Genomic DNA, 18,026 nt, shown 5'->3' on the forward strand with positions numbered 1-18,026 from the left:
TAGCTCCTTATTCGCCGTCGAAGTCACGACGCGGGCGGTCGCCGCGGTCAGGACGATCACCGCGGCCTTCACGGCCACCTTCACGGTCGCCACGACGCTCACGGTCGCGCTCGGACTTGCGCATCATCACGGTCGGGCCCTCTTCGAGCGCGTCGACCTTGACGGTCATGTAGCGGATGATGTCTTCGTTGATCTGCGTCTGGCGCTCGAGCTCGGCGACGACACCGGCAGGGGCGTCGATTTCGAGCATCACGTAATGCGCCTTGCGGTTCTTGGCGATCTTGTACGCCAGGCTACGCAGACCCCAGCTCTCGGTCTTGACGACCCGGCCTTCGTTATCGTTCACGATCTTGGTGGCGGTTTCCGCCAGGGCGTCCACCTGCGCTTGTGCCAGATCCTGGCGCGCAAGGAACACGTGCTCGTATAGAGCCATGTGTCTCGTCTCTCTCTTTTGGCCGATCGCTGACGCCGCACCATGCGGACGCCCCTCCGGCTGTCGTCTCGGGAATCACATACGACGACCATTTCTGGACGCAGCACGGGCGTGTCCTTTGCCCGAACCTTCCGACGCACACAAGCGCTTTGTTCCGCGTCTTACCCGCTTCGGATTAATCATGTCTGGCATCGAAAACGCAAGGACAACAGGACGATAAAGCGATGTGGATTGGCTCATACCCAATCCTAAGTATTAACTATACGGTGTTTGCAGTATTCTCCTTCAATACCGAAAAAGGTAAGTATGATCGTCGGGAGGTGATCCTCAATGATCCTATTACTTTCAGTAATTGTAAGCGCTGCCCTGTTCTCGGTAGGGTTTGTCGCGGGCTGCTTCTGGAGCGCCAACTTCCTACAGAACCGGGTCGACCAGGAAAGGGGGGCAGCAATGGCTGTACATCGTTCAGAGGGACCGGTGCCAGGGGCGCTGGAGCCGTCATTTTCGTTCGGGCTGGCTGAAGGGACCCCGGTGCGATGACCGCGCGCGTCGGCTTTCGAACGGACCATTTGCAGCTTTTCGAGGCGTGCAACATCCATACTCCGACGTCGGACCGGTATCTGGCGACCTTCGACCTCGATGCCGATGGCCTTCTGCTCGGGTCGAATGCTGTCGGCCAGCACATGCTTGCACGCCAGAACCTGTTGCACGGCGCGCTCGGGCAGCCGCTGCTCGGGGCGTCGCGGGACTTGTCCACGCAGTTCAGCACCGCACTGACCGAACGCGCCGGCGATGTGGTGATGGTCTCGGTGACCGATACCACCGGCGTCCGTCATGCCCTGCTGATCGCGCATGATACGGCAAGCGGGACGTACCAAGCGGCGAGCCGGACGAAGCTGGTGGTGCGCGACCTGCTCGCCTGGGCCGAATCGGAAATGCTCGTTCCGTCCCGTGTCTATCTGCTGACCGCGAGCGAAACCGCCCTCGCCCAAAGTCTCGTGATGGGGCGGTCGCTGACGACTCATGCGCGATTGCGCGGCTCCGTCGTCGCGACGGTTCGAAAGCAGCTATCGTCGATTTTCTCGAAGACCGGCACGAGCCGCCAGGTCGAACTGGTCGCGACGCTGCTCGCAACGGCGGCACTGCACGATCCGTGGGCGACCGGCGGGGAGGCACCCGGTTTCGGCACCGGGCAAAATCTGGACCACGGCGTCATTCGCCGGTCCGCGATGCGGGTCCGGCACTAACGTTACCCCCCCGGGAGGCGAGGGCTGTGCCCGACGAACCGTCGGGCACAGCCCTCGTTCGATCAGTTGAACGCACCACTCAGCACTGCGCCGATGACGCCGCCATTGGTGCGGATCAGCACCGCGTCATTGCCCGAGCGAACCCAGCGCGAGCCGCGCGGCGGGGCGTAGAGTCGGCGACCGCGATACGCACGCCAGTCGCTGATCTCGCGGTAGTTCTGCGCGTAGCGACGGTCGAACTTCTGCCCGCGCGCCCAGCGGCGATTTTGCGGCGCGTTGGTCGTCGTCGTGCGGCGAGTCACGACCGTGCCGTTGGGCCGCTCGCGGACCACCGTGCGGGTTTCACGCTGCTGTGCCTCGGCACTGGTCGCGGCGATCGGGCTGGCAGCAGCGGCTGTAGCGAGCAGCGCTAGGATTAGCTTCTTCATGACAAACTCCTTGGTTTGGACGGCGCCTTGCTCCCGGCGTCGAGACTTAATTTGGGATGCGCATGTCGCACATCCGTACCGACAAGAACGCCAATTGGTCGCAAGATGTCCCGGCCGGTCCGGGCCCGTTCAGGTTGACGCCGCTTCGCTCGCGGGCCTAACCGCGCGGACAAAGGAGTGATGCGATGCGGGCGTTTGTTTTTCCGGGACAGGGTAGTCAGGTGGTCGGCATGGGCCGCGCGCTGGCGGAATCGAGTGCGGTCGCGCGCGCGGTCTTCCAGGAGGTCGACGATGCGCTTGGCCAGAATCTCTTCCGGCTGATGACCGAAGGCCCCGAGGACCAGCTTCAGCTGACCGAGAACGCGCAACCCGCGATCATGGCGAATGCGATCGCCACGTTGCGCGTGCTCGAACAGGAGGGCGGGATCCGCCTTGCCGACAAGGCCGATTACGTCGCGGGCCATTCGCTCGGTGAATATAGCGCCTTGTGCGCCGCGGGCGCGATCGACCTGTCGACCACGGCGCGGCTGCTCAAGCTGCGCGGGCAGGCGATGCAGGCGGCGGTCCCGGTCGGGGTCGGCGCGATGGCGGCGCTGCTCGGCGCGGACGTCGACAAGGCGCGCGCGATTGCCGAAGCAGCGGCCGAAGGCGAAGTCTGCACCGTCGCGAACGACAATGATCCGTCGCAGGTCGTCATCTCCGGGCATCGCGGTGCGATCGAGCGTGCGATCGCGCTCGCCAAGGAAATGGGCGCCAAGCGCGCGGTGCTGCTCCCGGTCTCCGCGCCGTTCCACTGCCCGCTGATGCAGCCCGCCGCCGATGCGATGGAGCGTGCGCTCGCGGATGCGCGGGTCGATGCGCCGCTCGTGCCCGTGTTCGCCAACGTCACCGCTGCGGCGGTTGCCGACGCCGACACGATCCGCCGGCTGCTGGTCGAACAGGTGACCGGCATGGTCCGCTGGCGCGAATCGGTGCTCGCGATGGCGGACACCGGGGTCGAGCGCTTCGTCGAATTCGGCGGCAAGGTGCTCACCCCGATGATCAAGCGCATCGCCCCCGACGTGGACGCGACCAGCGTGGTGACGATGGACGATATCGAAGCGCTTTCCAAAGCGCTGTGACGGAGAAGAATGATGTTTGATCTGACTGGAATGACCGCGCTCGTCACGGGCGCATCGGGCGGCATCGGCTCGGCCATCGCGCGCGCGCTCGCCGCGCAAGGCGCGCGGATCGCGGTATCGGGCTCGAACGTCGCCAAACTGGAGGCGTTTCGCGACAGCCTGGACGGTGATCACGTCGCGCTGCCGTGCGACCTGTCCGACGGTGCGGCGGTCGACGCGCTCGTGCCGCAGGCGGTCGAGGCATTGGGCGGCAAGCTCGACATCCTCGTCAACAATGGCGGCATCACGCGCGACAATCTGGTGATGCGGATGAAGGACGAGGAATGGGACGCGGTGATCCGCGTCAACCTCGAGGCGGCCTTCCGGCTCGCACGCGCCGCGGCCCGCCCGATGATGAAGGCACGGTTCGGGCGGATCGTGTCGATCACTTCGGTCGTCGGCACCACCGGCAACCCGGGGCAGGCGAACTATGCCGCGTCCAAGGGCGCGCTGACCGCCATGTCCAAGGCGCTGGCGCAGGAACTCGCCAGCCGCGGGATCACCGTCAACTGCGTCGCGCCGGGCTTCATCGCCTCGCCGATGACCGACGGGCTGCCCGATGCACAGAAGGATGCGCTCAATGCGCGGATCCCGATGGGAAAAATGGGCGAGGGCATGGATATCGGCGCAGCAGTCGTCTATCTGGCCAGCCGCGAGGCGGGCTATGTCACGGGGCAGACGCTCCACGTCAACGGTGGCATGGCCATGATCTAAGCGCAGACGCCGCACGGTTCGCGGCGTTGCCGCACGCGTTCGGGTACCGGTTCCCCTTGCAAGGGCCTTAACCCCGTTCTACGTGCGTTCAGGAATCAAGAACCCCCAGCTACAGAGGGACGGAATATGAGCGAGACCGCAGACCGCGTTAAGAAGATCGTCGTCGAGCATCTCGGCGTTGAAGCCGACAAGGTGACCGAAGATGCGAGCTTCATCGATGATCTGGGCGCGGACAGCCTCGACATCGTCGAGCTGGTGATGGCCTTCGAAGAAGAATTCGAAGTCGAAATTCCGGATGATGCCGCCGAGAAGATCACGACCGTCAAGGACGCGATTACCTTCATCGACGAGCACAAGGGCTGAGCGCCACGCCACGGGCGCGGCAGCAACGCTGACGACAGAAGCGGCTCCCCGTCCCAGGGCAATATACCGGGGGCGGGGGGCCGTTTTCCATTTGGACGACAAGCAATACAACGGGAGATGGCCATGCGCCGTGTTGTGGTAACCGGATTGGGTCTCGTGACGCCGCTTGGCGCCGAGGTCGAAACGGTGTGGGCGAACCTGCTCGCCTCGAAATCGGGCGCAGGGCCGATCACGCGGTTCGATGCGTCGGACCAGAAATGCCGCATCGCGTGCGAGGTGAAGCCCGCCGACCATGCCTATGGCTTCGATCCCAACCTGCGCGTCGACCATAAGGTCCAGCGCCAGGTCGATCCCTTCATCATCTATGGCATCGATGCCGCCGGTCAGGCGCTCGAGGATGCCGGTCTTACCAACATGTCGGAGGCCGAACGCTATCGCGCGGGCTGCTCGATCGGGTCGGGGATCGGCGGATTGCCGGGCATCGCGAGCGAATCGCTCGTGTGCGAGAACAAGGGGCCGAGCCGCGTCTCGCCGCACTTCGTCCACGGTCGGCTGATCAACCTGATCACCGGGCAGGTGCAGATCAAATACGGCCTGATGGGCCCGAATCATGCGGTCGTCACCGCCTGCTCGACCGGTGCGCATTCGATCGGCGATGCCGCGCGGATGATCGCGATGGACGATGCCGACGTGATGCTCGCGGGCGGGGCCGAGGGCGCAATCTGCCCGCTCGGGATCGCTGGCTTCGCGCAGGCGCGCGCGCTGTCGACCGCGTTCAACGACGAACCCGAAAAGGCCAGTCGCCCCTACGACATCGCCCGCGACGGTTTCGTGATGGGCGAGGGTGCAGGCGTCGTCTGCCTCGAGGAATATGAGCACGCCAAGGCGCGCGGCGCAAAGATCTATGCCGAGGTGATCGGCTACGGCATGTCGGGCGATGCCTATCATGTCACCGCGCCGCATCCCGAAGGTTCGGGCGCGTTCCGGTCGATGGAAATGGCGATGAAGCGGTCTGGCCTGCAGTTGTCCGACATCGACTATATCAACGCGCACGGCACCTCGACCCCGCTCGGCGACGAGCTGGAGCTGGGCGCGGTCCGGCGGCTGTTCGGCAGCAACATCGACACGCTGTCGATGAGCTCGACCAAATCAGCGATCGGGCATCTGCTCGGCGGCGCGGGCGCGGTGGAGAGCATCTTCTGCATCCTCGCGCTGCGCGACCAGATCGTGCCCCCGACGCTCAATCTCGACAATCCGAGCGAAGGCTGCGCGGGGGTCGATCTCGTTCCGCATGTCGCCAAGCAGCGGTCGGTGAAGGCGGTGCTCAACAATTCGTTCGGCTTCGGCGGGACGAATGCATCGCTCGTCATGATCCCGGTCTGAGCCGCGGGTGCGGCGTCTTGGCTGCCTTGGGCTCGGCGCATTGCTGCTGGCGGTAGCGGTGGTGCTGGGCGTCGCGAACATGTGGGGCGGGCGTGGCCCGCTCGATCGTTCGATCTCGGTGCAGGTCGCACCCGGGGCGAGCCTCGCGACCGTCTCGCTCCAGCTCGAAAAGGCCGGGGCGATCGCCTCGGCCGAGCGATTCCGCCTGCTCGCGCGGGTCTTCGGATCGAACGCGCCGGTCAAGGCGGGCGAATATCGCATCCCGCCACGACTCAGCCAGGGCGATATCCTGAAGGTGCTGCAAGGGACGAAGACCGTCCAGCGCTTCGTCGTGATCCCCGAGGGCTACCCTTCGGTGATGGTGAAACAGGTGCTCGATCGCACCACCGAACTGTCCGGGACGGTGGAGGCACCGGCCGAGGGCAGCATCCTGCCCGACAGTTACGCGTACCAGCGCGGCGAGACACGCGCGCAGATGGTCGCGCGGATGCAGGCGCCGATGACGCGCTATCTTGCGCAGGCATGGGCCAAGCGCAAACCCGGGCTGGTCGTGACGACGCCGCGCGAGGCATTGATCCTCGCCTCTATCGTCGAGAAGGAAACCGGCAAGCCGAGCGAACGCCGCCTGGTTGCGGCGGTCTATGCCAACCGGCTGCGGCAGCGGATGATGCTCCAGGCGGACCCGACGATCATCTACCCGATCACCAAGGGCAAGCCGCTCGGCCGCAAGATCCTGCTGTCCGAGGTGCGCGCGGTGAATGCGTACAACACCTATGCGATGGTCGGGCTTCCTGCGGGGCCGATCTGCAACCCGGGCCGCGCGAGCATCGACGCAGTGCTCGATCCCGCGCAATCCAAGGCGTTGTATTTCGTCGCGGACGGATCGGGCGGACATGTCTTCGCCGATACGCTGCCCGAGCATAACGCCAATGTCGTCAAGTGGCGTGCCTACCGGCTCGCACACGGCATCTGATCCGCCACCCCGGCGGCGTGCCGGGGTGACAGGTCAGGTGTATCGCTCGGAAAAGACTAGCGTTGCGAAACCGGGGACGGTGCTGTTGGCTTGTCCGCCAGTTCGGCCGCCTTCGCCATCGCGATCGCGGTGCCCGAAACCGGGCGGAGCTTGAACCATTCGGGCCGATCGATCGCGACGAGGAACGCCAGCATCACCAGTCCGAACGTCAGAAACAGCATGGAACCGCGGAAGGTTTCGGTGGGGGGCGTACGGTCTACGTCGTTCGATCGGTGCATCGGCTGTCTCCTCGGGGTGGAGATCCAAACGTAAGCACCGGTCGAATACCCCGTTTAACTAAAGCGTGAGTTTTCATTGCTGCAGCGCAGCAAGGTTTCGACACAAAGACCGGGTGTCACCCCCGCAAGCCGTTCGCCGCGCGCGCGAGCGCCTCGACCTCGGCCATCGATGCACCCTTGGGCGTCACCCAGCTTCCCCCCACGCACAACACCGGCGCGAACGACAGCCACTCGGGCGCGCTTTGCTCGGTGATGCCGCCGGTCGGGCAGAAGCTGCACTGATAGAACGGTGCCGCCAGCGCCTTGAGCGCCTTCAAGCCTCCATTCGCCTCAGCCGGGAAGAACTTGAAATGCGTCAGGCCGAGATCGAGCCCGGTCATGATGTCCGCGGCGTTCGCGATCCCCGGCAGGAACGGGACGCCGCTGTCGATGATCGGCCGCGCCAGCCGTTCGGTCAGTCCGGGCGAGACGATGAACTCCGCGCCCGCGTCCATCACCTGAGCGAACTGGTCGGCGTTGACGACCGTGCCCGCACCGACGATCGCGCCCGGCACCTGCTTCATCTCGCGAATCGCGTCGAGCGCGGCGGGGGTCCGCATCGTGACCTCGAGCACGCGCAGGCCACCCGCGACCAGCGCCTCGGCGAGCGGACGCGCGGTCGCCGCGTCGTCGATCACCAGCACCGGGATGACCGCGCTGGTCTGCATGATATCGGCGATCGTGACGGTCATTGGGTATACTCCTGCGCGTAGGCGGCCGCTGCGCCGAACAAGCCGGGCTGCGGATAGGTGATGAGTTTGACGGGGATCGTCGACATGCGGTTCTGGAACCGCCCCTTGGCGGCGAACCGTTCGGCAAAGCCCGACTTGCCGAAATGGTCCTTCAACCGAAGCCCGAGCCCGCCCGCGATCACGACGCCGTTCGAGCCATGCGCCAGCGCCAGATCCCCCGCGACCGCGCCGAGGCTCATGCAGAACCGGTCGAGCGCGGTGACGGCGAGGCTGTCGCCTTCCTCCAGCGCAGCGGTCCAGATCGCCTTGTCGTCGAGCCGCGTGATCGAACGATGCTCGATATCGGCAAGCGTCTCGTAGATCGCGACGATCCCCGGACCCGACACGACCCGCTCGGCGGATACGCGGGTGTATGCCTTGCGCAACCGCTTCACCATTGCATCCTCGAGCGCGTCGAGCGGCGCGAAATCGAGATGCCCGCCTTCGGTCTCGAGCACATGATAGCGGTCATGCGTCCGCAACACCTGTGCGACGCCAAGGCCGGTGCCCGGACCGCAGACGGTGATCACGCCCGTCGCGGGGAAGGGGACGTCCGGCCCGCCGATATGGAGGAACTCGGTTTCGGGAACCTGCGCCACTGCTTGCCCGACCGCGCCGAAATCGTTGATCAGGACGAAATTGTCGACCTTGAGCCGCTCCTTGATCAGCGGCGGGCGGATCACCCAAGGGTTGTTGGTCAGCTTGATCACGTCGCCGCTGATCGGCGAGGCGACCGCGATCGCCGCCGCGCGCGGAAGCGGCTGCCCGATCTGCGCGCCAAACGCCTCCCAAGCAGTCTGGAACCCGCCATATTCGGCGGTCTTCAAGGTCACCGGTTCGCCGAGCGAGACGACACGGCCGCCCTCTACCTCCGCCAGCGCGAAGCGGGCGTGCGTACCGCCGATATCAACTGCAACGACCTGCATTCCATTCCCCTCTGGCTTGCCCCCCGGGTGCCCCTGCGCAGGCAGGAGCCTGGAGTAACAAGCGCTACGTTCGTAACCCTGGGCTCCTGCCTGCGCAGGAGTACGGCGGATCGTTACCAGCCCATGCCCGTCAACAAGGGCGAAGCACCGCGCTCCGCCTCGTTCGCGTTGGCGCGGAACAGGCCGAACAACTCGCGACCCATCCCGTCGATCTCGGTCGGCATCGTGACCGGCGTCCGCGCCGCCCATTCCGCCGGATCGACCCGCGCGAACAATTCGCCGGTTTCCGCATCGACGCGGATCACATCGCCGTCGCGCACGCGCGACAACGGCCCATCGCCGAGCGCCTCGGGTGAGATATGGATCGCACACGGCACCTTGCCGCTCGCCCCCGACATCCGCCCGTCGGTCACGAGTGCGACGCGGAACCCGCGGTTCTGCAGCACACCGAGCGGCGGGGTCAGTTTGTGGAGTTCGGGCATACCGTTCGCACGGGGCCCCTGGAAGCGCACGACGACCACGACGTCGCGGTCGAGTTCGCCCGCCTGGAACGCCGCCTGCACCGAAGCCTGGTCATGAAAGACCCGCGCCGGCGCCTCGATCGTCCAGCGATCGCGCTCCACCGCCGAAACCTTGATGCACGCGCGACCGAGGTTGCCGGTCAGGATGCGGAACCCGCCCTCGGGCGCGAACGGCGCAGCGGGGGTGCGCAGGATCGTCTCGTCCCCGCTCGGGCCGGGATCGACCCAAGTGAGGTGGTCGCTTTCGAGCACCGGCTTGCGCCCATACGCTTCGAGCGAGTCGCCCGCCACAGTCATGAGGTCGCCGTGGAGCATCCCCGCAGCGATCAGTTCGCGGATCACGAACGGCATGCCGCCCGCCGCCTCGAACCCGTTCACGTCGGCCGAGCCGTTCGGATAGACCCGCGCGATCAGCGGGATCGCCTTGGACAGCCGGTCGAAATCCTCCCAGTCGATCACGATCCCGGCGCAAGCCGCGATGGCCGGAAGGTGAAGCAGATGGTTGGTCGAGCCACCCGTCGCGAGCAGCCCGATCGCCGCGTTGACGATCGCCTTCTCGTCGACGCACAACCCGAGCGGCCGATAGGACTCGCCATGCCAGCCGTTCGCCGCGAGCCGGTGGACTGCACCGCGCGTCAGCTCCTGCCGCAGCTTGGTACCCGGATTGACGAAGGCGGCGCCCGGCATGTGGAGCCCCATCATCTCCATCATCATCTGGTTGGAATTGGCGGTGCCGTAGAAGGTGCAGGTGCCCTTCGAATGATACGCCCCGATCTCGGCCTCGAGCAGCGCGTCGCGCCCGACCTTGCCTTCGGCAAACGCCTCGCGAACCGCCGCCTTTTCCTTGTTGGGAAGCCCCGAAGGCATCGGCCCGGCGGGGATCAGCACCATCGGCAGATGCCCGAAGCGCAACGCGCCCATCAGCAGCCCGGGGACGATCTTGTCGCAGATGCCGAGCAGCGCCGCGCCTTCGAACATCCCGTGGCTGAGCGCGATCGCGGTCGACAGCGCGATCGTGTCGCGGCTGAACAGTGACAGCTCCATACCCGGATAGCCCTGCGTCACGCCATCGCACATCGCCGGAACACCGCCCGCGACCTGCGCGGTCGCGCCCGCTTCGCGCGCCCAGACCTTCATCTGCTCGGGGTAGCGATAGTAAGGCGCGTGCGCCGACAGCATATCGTTATATGACGTGACGATCCCGATGTTCATCGCCTTGCCGCCGGTCAGCGCGGGGCGATCCTCCTCGGTTCCGGCATAGGCGTGCGCCGCATTCGCGCAGCCCATCGCGGGCCGTTCGATATGCGTGTCGCGCGCACGCCCGATCAGCGTGAGATACGCATCCCGCGTCGCCCTGGAGCGGGTGATGACGCGGTCGGTGACGGCGGCGATTTCAGAATGAAGGGTCACGACAATCTTCCCGGGGAGGGGTTGGAGATCACTCAGCGGCCCAGTGAATATCTACCGGTAGTTCCGCATCTGCAAGCACACGTCCAATCGGGTAGGACGATGACGGCCCCTGCTTGATCGCCTGCTCGATCACCTTCTTCTTCGCATCACCCGTCACCGCGATGATCAGCGCGCGCGCCGAGACGATTGCGGCGCGGCTGAGCGTGACGCGCGCGACCGGCGCTTCCTTCGGGAACGGATCTGGCATCACGCCGAGCGCGCGGCGCTCGACCGGGCCGGACAGCGCCTCGTCGAAATCGGGGCCGGGGAAGATCGACGCGGTGTGGCCATCAGCCCCCACGCCGAGCAGGCACAGGTCGAGCGGCCAGTGCAGGTCCTGCATCAGGGCATCCGCCGAGCGGCCAGCGGCCTTGTAATCCGCGGTCGCGTTGGGAACGATCGGCATCACGCGCGCGCCCTTGGGCAGGAACGTCTTCGCGATCATCGTCACGTTCGACAGCGCGTCGCCCAGCGGCACGACGCGCTCGTCGGTCGGCACGATCGTCACGCGCTTCCAGTCGATCTTCGCCTTGGCGAGCCGTTCGTAGATCGGCACCGGGGTCTTGCCACCCGCCAGCGCGATCACGGCCGCGCCGCGCGCGTCGATCGCCGCGTCGATGATGAAGCCGATGTCGCCCGCGACGGCATCCGCCATCTCGTCGGCGCTCTCATAATCCCACCATTCGATTTCGTGTTCGTCGCTCATGTCTCTTCTCTCTTGTTCCCCCTCTCCCCGCTTGCGGGGAGAGGGTCGGGGAGAGGGGCAGTCAGAAACGCAGGTCCGCGTATCAGCCCTCTCCCGTCCTCACTCAACTCGGCCACCCCCTCCCGCAGGCGGGAGAGGGAGAAATCAATCGTCCTGCCAGGTCACGCCATCGCGCTCGGTCAGCGCGACTGCAGCACTCGGTCCCCAGCTCCCCGAAGGATAGCTCTTGGGCTTCATGTCGTTCGCGACCCAGCCCTCGCGGATCGCGTCGATCCACGTCCACTGCGCCTCGACCTCGTCGCGGCGGACGAACAGGGTCTGGTCGCCCTCGATCAGGTCGAGCAGCAGCCGCTCATACGCAATGCGACGGCGCGTGCCCGCGAACTCCGAGTCGAGGCTCAGGTTGAGCGGCACTTCGCGCAGGCGGATCCCATCGCGGTCGAGCCCTGGCTCCTTCGCCATCACCAGCAGCTGGATATATTCCTCCGGCTGCAAGCGGATGATCAGCACGTTGGGCTGGAGCAAGCCGCCGCGGTTCGAGAACATCGAGTGCGGCACCGGCTTGAACTGGATCGCGATCTCGCTCCGCCGCGTCGGCATGCGCTTGCCGGTGCGCAGGTAGAAGGGCACGCCCTGCCAGCGCCAGTTGTCGACATGCGCCTTGATCGCGACAAACGTCTCGGTGGTCGAGGCCTTGCCAAGCTCGTCGGCATAGCCCTTGACGATCTCGCCGCCGCTTGCGCCCGCGGCGTATTGCCCGGTGACGGTGTCGCGCGGCGCTTCCTCGGGCTTGATCGTGCGGAGCGAGCGGAAGACCTTGGCCTTTTCGTCGCGGATCGCGTTGCCGTCGAAGCGGGCAGGGGGCTCCATCGCGACGAGCGCGAGCAACTGGAGCATGTGGTTGGCGACCATGTCGCGCAGCGCGCCCGCGCCGTCATAATAAGCCGCGCGTTCCTCCAGCCCGACCGTCTCCGAGATGGTGATCTGGATATTGTCGATCCCGCGCGCATTCCATACCGGCTCGAAGAACGAATTGCCGAACCGCAGCGCGAGGATGTTCTGGACGGTTTCCTTGCCGAGATAATGGTCGATCCGGAAGGTGCGTTCCTCAGGGAAGGCGGTCGCGACCGTATCGTTGATCTCGCGGCTCGATGCGAGGTCGTAGCCGAGCGGCTTCTCCAGCCCGATCCGGACGGTTTCGCCCGCAAGGCCCGCGGACTCCAGACCGCGGATCACCGCTTCGAACAGCGACGGCGCGGTCGACAGGAAGATCGCGAGCCCCCCGGACACGTCCCCGACCTTCTCGCCAAGCTGCTTGTAATGATCGAGGTCGGTCGCATCGAGCGGCTGGTAGCCGACCCGCTCGAGGAAGCTCGCCATCGCCTTGTCGTCCATCCGGTCCTTGGGGACGAACTTCTCGAGCGCGGTCTTGGCGAACGCCTGATAGCTCGCATCGTCATGATCGGAGCGGGCGGTGCCGGTGATCGTCAGCCCCTCGGGCAACAGGCCATCGGCATGCAGGCCATACAGCGACGGCAGCAACATGCGCTGCGCGAGATCGCCGGTAGCACCGAACAACAGGAGTTTACCGACAGGCGTGCGGATTGGCATGCGACTAGAACCTCCTGGGGACGGGGGGAAGCGTCACCTAAGCAGCAAGCGATGCGCCGCCAAGGCAAAAGCGGAAAACAATTCGGCCGTTGATCGTATCAGCGGATCAACCCGGCGAGCGGATCGAACCCGGCCATGACGTTCAGGTTCTGCACCGCAGCCCCCGCCGCACCCTTGCCGAGATTGTCGAGCGTGGCGATCAGACGGACCTGCCCCGCTTCGGCATTGCCGCAGACCCGCAGCGTCAGCCGATCGGTGCCGGCGTCGTCCTCGATCTGGACGGTCGTTGCGTCATCATCGGCGATCCGGATCAGGCTGTCGCTGCCGTAAGCTTCGCGGAGCGCTGCCTCGCACGCCTGGAGCGACGGGCGCCGCTTGAACATGCCGAGCGGGAGCGGAACCTCGACGATCATCCCGCGGTAGGTGTTGGCGACCGAGGGCATGAAGATCGGCGGATGTTCGAGCCGGGCATGCTTCTGCATTTCGGGCACGTGCTTGTGCGCAAGGCCAAGCGCATAGGCGCGCGCCGCCGGTGGCGGGTTGGGGCCTTCATATTCCGCGATCATCGCCTTGCCGCCACCCGAATAGCCCGACACCGCGTTGACTGTCAGCGGCCAGTCGACCGGGACGAGCCCCGCGCGCACGAGCGGGCGGACGAGCGCGAGGAATCCGGTCGGGTAACAGCCGGGATTGGTCACCCGCTTCGATTCGGCGATGGCCGCCGCCTGGGAGCGCTCCAGTTCGGGAAAGCCATAGCTCCAGCCCTCCGCCGTCCGATGCGCGGTGGAAGCGTCGATGATCCGGGTGCGATCGTTGTCGATCAACGCGACCGCCTCGCGGGCGGCGTCGTCCGGCAGGCACAGGATCACGAAGTCGCTGTCGTTGAGCGCCTCGCGCCGCGCGGCGGCATCCTTGCGGAGCGCATCCGGGAGCGTGACCAACACGACGTCATCCCGACCGGCAAGCCGGTCGCGGATTTCGAGACCGGTCGTCCCGACGGCACCATCGATGAAGACACTGACGCTCATGCTGTCGGCCACGATAACGTGCGCGTATCGACATAGCCAACCCGTTCGATCGCTGGTGCGACGCCCCATGCGCGGCCTGCGACGAACTCGAGGACTTCGAACGTGCTGCCCACGCTCAGCGTCGCAATGACCGCCGAATCCGGTTCGGGCGCTTCGCGCAATTCTGCCGTGGTCACGACAATGCGTGGCACAGCCGCTGCGTAATGCGGCGCGAAAACGCGGTCCGCTAGCCGGATGTCCGCCAGATCCCGACGCACTGCATTGCACGAGGGATCAAGCGTAACCGACTGGCCGGACAACGCAAAACTCTTACGCGGTGGCGCGACGTGCGACAGGTTGCGGTTCGCCGCCGCCGATGAACTGGCCGAAATCTTCAAGAAACCCTGCCCCTTCGGAGGTACGCGCGACGAAGATGTTACGTTTGTCGTTGTCGTCGCGCTGGCGGCGCAGATAGCCCAGGGTGCCAAGCCTGTTCAAGGCGCGCGTTACGACGGGCTTCGATACGTTGAGCATCGCTGCCAGACCACGGACCGTATGCGGGCCCGGTTTGAGATACACGACCAGAAGCAACGCCATTTGTCGGTTGGTCAGGTCGGGTTCCCCCGAGCGGACATAATCGACCAGCGCCTGCATCCATTCGCTGAGTGAACCATCGGTTTGAACTGCCACGGCAAGGTACCCGTAATTACTCGGCAACCCCCGACTGTCGGGGGACATTCCTGGACGACTTAACGTCTCGCTCCCCGCTAGGTTTCAGTTAGATGGCGAAATGCCTAAGATGTCTGCGGCAGGGCGCCATGCGCGCGTGGTTGATCGAACCGGCGACCTCGCCTATGTGCCCCGCAACGCAGCCGCCCCAACGCCATTGTCTCCGGCGCTCAAGGATCCACTCGCAAGATGTTTCTGTTCCAGTTCCTTCTCGTCGTCCATTTCTGCGTCGCTGCGGCGCTGGTCTCGGTGATTCTCGTGCAGAAGTCCGAAGGTGGCGGTCTCGGGATGGGCGGATCGCCGTCGGGCCTGATGTCGGCGCGCGGCGCGGCGGATTTCCTGACGCGCGCAACCTCGACGCTGGGGGCGGTGTTCATCGCGCTCAGCATCCTGCTCGCGGTGCTCGCCGCGCAGAACCGCGTCGCCAAGGTCGATCCGACCCTGGCACGCGGCGCGGCCACCGCCCCCGCACCGATCGCGCCGCCGGTCCAGACCGATCCGAACAATCCGTTCGCGAGCGGCGCGCGCAGCGCGATCGAGCCGACCGGCAATACCGCGGCGCCGGCGAACGGCGCGGCCCCGACCGCTCCGTAAGCCCCACCGCAAGCCGCGAACCGGCCACGCGGCCGGCTTCGCACCTTCCCTGAAACTTTCCCGGAGTCGCGCGCTTGTCGCGCCACCCCGGATGACGCTAGGCCTTTGCTCCCATGGCGCGGTTCATCTTTATCACCGGCGGCGTGGTCTCCTCGCTCGGCAAGGGTCTCATGGCAGCGAGCCTCGCGGCACTGCTCCAGGCCCGTGGCTATCGCGTGCGGATCCGCAAGTTCGATCCCTATCTCAACGTCGATCCGGGCACGATGTCGCCTTATCAGCATGGCGAAGTCTATGTGACCGACGACGGCGCAGAGACCGACCTCGATCTCGGCCATTACGAACGCTTCACCGGCGTTCCGTCGCGGCAGAGCGACAACGTCACCTCGGGCCGGATCTACCAGCAGATCATCGCGCGCGAACGGCGCGGCGATTATCTCGGCGCGACCGTGCAGGTCATCCCGCACGTCACCGATGCGATCAAGGACTTCGCGCAGGCCGAGATCGACGATCTCGACTTCGTGCTGTGCGAGATCGGCGGGACCGTCGGCGACATCGAATCGCTGCCGTTCATCGAAGCGATCCGCCAGCTCCGCAACGATCTGGGCCGCGGCAATTCGGTCAGCATCCACGTCACGCTGGTGCCTTACATCGCAGCCGCAGGCGAGCTGAAAACCAAGCCGACGCAGCATTCGGTCCGCGAACTCGCCGCGCTCGGCGTCCAGCCCGACGTGCTGGTGTGCCGCTGCGAGCAGCCGCTCCCCGAAAGCGACCGTGCGAAGATCGCGCTGTTCTGCAACGTGCCGAAGTCCGCGGTCATCCCCGCGCTCGACGCCAAGAGCATCTACGCGGTCCCGGTCCAATATCATAACGAAGGCCTCGACGACGCGGTGCTCAACGCGTTCGGCATCCTGCCGGGCAGCTCCCCCGACCTGTCGCGCTGGACCAACATCATGGACCGGCTGACCAACCCCGAGGGCGAGGTCACGATCGGCGTGGTAGGCAAATATGTCGGCCTCCAGGATGCGTACAAGTCGCTCAACGAAGCGCTCGTCCACGGCGGGATCGCCAACAAGGTCAAGGTCAACGTCGAGTGGATCGACGCCGAGCTGTTCGAGGCGGACGATGCCGACATCGCCGCGCGGCTCGAGCCGATGCACGCGATCCTCGTTCCCGGCGCGTTCGGCGAGCGGGGCGCGGAAGGCAAGATCGCCAGCGTCCGCTTCGCGCGTGAACGCGACATTCCCTATTTCGGCATCTGCTTCGGGATGCAGATGGCATGCGTCGAAGGTGCACGCGATCTTGCGGGGATCACGGCTGCGAGCTCGACCGAGTTCGGCCCGACCGAGGAACCCGTTGTCGGCATGATCACCGAATGGATGAGCACCGGCGGGCTCGAAAAGCGCGAAGCCGGTGGCGATCTCGGCGGGACGATGCGTCTTGGTGCGTATCCGGCGAAGCTCGACGGCAATTCGGTCGTCTCGACGATCTACGGCGGCAGCGACATTTCGGAGCGGCATCGTCACCGCTATGAGGTCAACACCGCGTACCGCGAGCGGCTCGAGCAGGGCGGTCTGGTGTTCAGCGGCATGTCACCCGACGGGATGCTGCCGGAGATCGTCGAGCGGCCGGACCATCCATGGTTCGTCGGCGTCCAATTCCATCCCGAGCTCAAGAGCAAGCCGTTCGATCCGCATCCGCTGTTCGCGAGCTTTATCGCGGCGGCAGTCCGGCAGTCGCGGCTGGTGTGACGGCCGCCGTCCTGCGGTGGCAGCGCTACTGCGGGACACGGACGTCGCTGGAGAGGCGAACGCCCTTTAAAACCTTCCCCGGCGAAGGCTGGGGTCCAGTAGCGCAGGTCGCGGTAACGAAGCGCAGTCGCTCGCCTTCGTCCGTATCACTACTGCGCCCCAGCCTTCGCCGGGGAAGTGTTACGGCGTCATGGTCGGAACGCAAAAGGGCGCCCGGACCAAAGCCCGGACGCCCCAACCTATGCCCAAACGCCAGCCGTCAGGCAGCCTGCGCCGAGTCCTTCCCGACCTCGACCGCAACCAGCGGCGCGCCGGTCTTGATCGCGATCGTCTTGGGCTTCATCGCCTCGGGCACTTCGCGCAGCAGGTCGATCACCAGCAGCCCGTCGTTCAGCCGCGCATCCTCGACCCGCACGAAATCGGCGAGTTCGAAACGCCGCTCGAAGCTGCGGTTGGCGATGCCGAGATGCAGGAACGACGCGGCCGCGGCGTCCTTGTCATCCTTGCGGCCCTTCACCTGCAGCAAATTCTGCTGCGCGGTGATCTCGATATCGTCGCGCCCGAAACCGGCGACCGCAATCGTGATGCGATAGCGATCGGTGTCGAGCCGCTCGAGATTGAAGGGGGGATAATTGTCTGCGCTCGCCTGGCGCGCATTGGCCTCGAGCATGTCGAACAGCCGGTCGAAGCCGACGGTCGAGCGGCGGAAGGGGGTAAGATCGAATTGACGCATGATGAGCTCCTAAAAAAGCGAGGTACAGCGTTGGTATGCAAGCCCGGCCCACGAAGGTGCGACCCGGCCCGGTGCGGCCCGAAAGTGGCGCCGCACGGCCTGAATCTGGGGCGTTTCGTCGTCGGTTCAAGAGCGGGTCGATCGGATTTGCCGGCGCCTAAAGCGTGGCTATCGACCGCCCAAGAACAATCCGGCGTGATAATCCCCGTGTTTGATAGGCATTGTGCGGCGACTCGGTAGCGCCGGGCGCAAA

20 protein-coding genes are annotated in these 18,026 nt (G+C 65.7%); 8 read left to right on the forward strand and 12 right to left on the reverse strand.

Annotation, left to right across the window (positions count from 1 at the left end; all coding sequences use genetic code 11):
- Positions 1-7 precede the first annotated feature (7 nt).
- Positions 8-433 (reverse strand): 30S ribosomal protein S6, encoded by a 426-nt coding sequence (gene rpsF, locus RH91_RS15160; RefSeq protein ID WP_029623922.1) that lies wholly within the window; start codon positions 431-433, stop codon positions 8-10.
- 536 nt (positions 434-969) lie between these two features.
- Here rpsF and RH91_RS15165 point away from each other — a divergent pair.
- On the forward strand, positions 970-1,680 hold the full coding sequence (locus tag RH91_RS15165) for a helix-turn-helix transcriptional regulator (RefSeq protein ID WP_010163761.1): 711 nt from the start codon (positions 970-972) through the stop codon (positions 1,678-1,680).
- A gap of 62 nt (positions 1,681-1,742) precedes the next feature.
- Here the strand turns inward: RH91_RS15165 and RH91_RS15170 are convergent, their stop codons facing one another.
- Entirely contained in the window at positions 1,743-2,108 is a 366-nt protein-coding gene (locus tag RH91_RS15170; protein WP_010163763.1) for an RcnB family protein, read from the reverse strand.
- Between the two features lie 185 nt (positions 2,109-2,293).
- Here RH91_RS15170 and fabD point away from each other — a divergent pair, with 185 nt between their 5' ends.
- The 5 genes from fabD to mltG all read left to right on the forward strand — a co-directional run bounded on the left by fabD (position 2,294) and on the right by mltG (position 6,701).
- Positions 2,294-3,229: an ACP S-malonyltransferase gene (gene fabD / locus RH91_RS15175; protein WP_029623924.1), complete on the forward strand. Its 936-nt coding sequence runs from the start codon at positions 2,294-2,296 to the stop codon at positions 3,227-3,229.
- A 12-nt stretch (positions 3,230-3,241) separates the two neighbouring features.
- On the forward strand, positions 3,242-3,982 hold the full coding sequence (fabG, locus tag RH91_RS15180) for a 3-oxoacyl-[acyl-carrier-protein] reductase (protein WP_010163765.1): 741 nt from the start codon (positions 3,242-3,244) through the stop codon (positions 3,980-3,982).
- 126 nt (positions 3,983-4,108) lie between these two features.
- On the forward strand, positions 4,109-4,345 hold the full coding sequence (locus tag RH91_RS15185) for an acyl carrier protein (RefSeq protein ID WP_010163766.1): 237 nt from the start codon (positions 4,109-4,111) through the stop codon (positions 4,343-4,345).
- 123 nt (positions 4,346-4,468) lie between these two features.
- Positions 4,469-5,728 carry a beta-ketoacyl-ACP synthase II gene (gene fabF, locus RH91_RS15190; RefSeq protein WP_010163767.1) on the forward strand — a complete coding sequence of 420 codons (1,260 nt, stop codon included), beginning with the start codon at positions 4,469-4,471 and terminating at the stop codon, positions 5,726-5,728.
- Positions 5,729-5,735: 7 nt separating this feature from the next.
- Positions 5,736-6,701, forward strand: a complete 966-nt coding sequence (mltG, locus tag RH91_RS15195) for an endolytic transglycosylase MltG (protein ID WP_029623926.1) — start codon at positions 5,736-5,738, stop codon at positions 6,699-6,701.
- A 56-nt stretch (positions 6,702-6,757) separates the two neighbouring features.
- On the opposite strand, the gene RH91_RS15200 is transcribed toward mltG, so the two are convergent.
- The 9 genes from RH91_RS15200 to RH91_RS15240 form a co-directional block, all read right to left on the reverse strand.
- Positions 6,758-6,979: a hypothetical protein gene (locus RH91_RS15200; protein ID WP_029623927.1), complete on the reverse strand. Its 222-nt coding sequence runs from the start codon at positions 6,977-6,979 to the stop codon at positions 6,758-6,760.
- A 116-nt stretch (positions 6,980-7,095) separates the two neighbouring features.
- Positions 7,096-7,710 (reverse strand): bifunctional 4-hydroxy-2-oxoglutarate aldolase/2-dehydro-3-deoxy-phosphogluconate aldolase, encoded by a 615-nt coding sequence (gene eda, locus RH91_RS15205; RefSeq protein WP_010163769.1) that lies wholly within the window; start codon positions 7,708-7,710, stop codon positions 7,096-7,098.
- On the reverse strand, positions 7,707-8,675 hold the full coding sequence (glk, locus tag RH91_RS15210; protein ID WP_010163770.1) for a glucokinase: 969 nt from the start codon (positions 8,673-8,675) through the stop codon (positions 7,707-7,709). The genes eda and glk overlap by 4 nt, the downstream gene beginning before the upstream one ends.
- A 113-nt stretch (positions 8,676-8,788) precedes the next feature.
- Positions 8,789-10,606, reverse strand: coding sequence for a phosphogluconate dehydratase (gene edd, locus RH91_RS15215; protein WP_010163771.1), 1,818 nt, complete (start codon positions 10,604-10,606; stop codon positions 8,789-8,791).
- 28 nt (positions 10,607-10,634) lie between these two features.
- Entirely contained in the window at positions 10,635-11,351 is a 717-nt protein-coding gene (pgl, locus tag RH91_RS15220; RefSeq protein ID WP_010163772.1) for a 6-phosphogluconolactonase, read from the reverse strand.
- Between the two features lie 144 nt (positions 11,352-11,495).
- The gene (gene zwf, locus RH91_RS15225; RefSeq protein WP_010163773.1) at positions 11,496-12,962 is read right to left on the reverse strand and encodes a glucose-6-phosphate dehydrogenase; all 1,467 of its coding nucleotides are present in this window, start codon (positions 12,960-12,962) and stop codon (positions 11,496-11,498) included.
- Positions 12,963-13,060: 98 nt separating this feature from the next.
- Positions 13,061-13,990, reverse strand: coding sequence for an N-acetyl-gamma-glutamyl-phosphate reductase (argC, locus tag RH91_RS15230; RefSeq protein ID WP_010216945.1), 930 nt, complete (start codon positions 13,988-13,990; stop codon positions 13,061-13,063).
- Positions 13,987-14,166: an SH3 domain-containing protein gene (locus RH91_RS15235; protein WP_232283528.1), complete on the reverse strand. Its 180-nt coding sequence runs from the start codon at positions 14,164-14,166 to the stop codon at positions 13,987-13,989. Before RH91_RS15235 ends, argC begins: the two co-directional genes overlap by 4 nt.
- 133 nt (positions 14,167-14,299) lie before the next feature.
- Positions 14,300-14,623, reverse strand: a complete 324-nt coding sequence (locus RH91_RS15240; protein ID WP_010163778.1) for a MarR family transcriptional regulator — start codon at positions 14,621-14,623, stop codon at positions 14,300-14,302.
- Between the two features lie 264 nt (positions 14,624-14,887).
- Between RH91_RS15240 and secG the strand changes: the two genes are divergently transcribed.
- Together secG and RH91_RS15250 are read left to right on the forward strand one after the other, a co-directional pair.
- On the forward strand, positions 14,888-15,292 hold the full coding sequence (secG, locus tag RH91_RS15245) for a preprotein translocase subunit SecG (RefSeq protein WP_010163780.1): 405 nt from the start codon (positions 14,888-14,890) through the stop codon (positions 15,290-15,292).
- A gap of 113 nt (positions 15,293-15,405) precedes the next feature.
- Entirely contained in the window at positions 15,406-17,040 is a 1,635-nt protein-coding gene (locus tag RH91_RS15250; RefSeq protein ID WP_010163781.1) for a CTP synthase, read from the forward strand.
- A 259-nt stretch (positions 17,041-17,299) separates the two neighbouring features.
- Here RH91_RS15250 and RH91_RS15255 read toward each other — a convergent pair whose 3' ends face one another.
- Positions 17,300-17,773: an Hsp20 family protein gene (locus RH91_RS15255; RefSeq protein WP_010163782.1), complete on the reverse strand. Its 474-nt coding sequence runs from the start codon at positions 17,771-17,773 to the stop codon at positions 17,300-17,302.
- Between the last annotated feature and the right edge of the window lie 253 nt (positions 17,774-18,026).

Source organism: Sphingomonas sp. PAMC 26617 (assembly GCF_000242835.1).
GTDB lineage: Bacteria > Pseudomonadota > Alphaproteobacteria > Sphingomonadales > Sphingomonadaceae > Sphingomonas.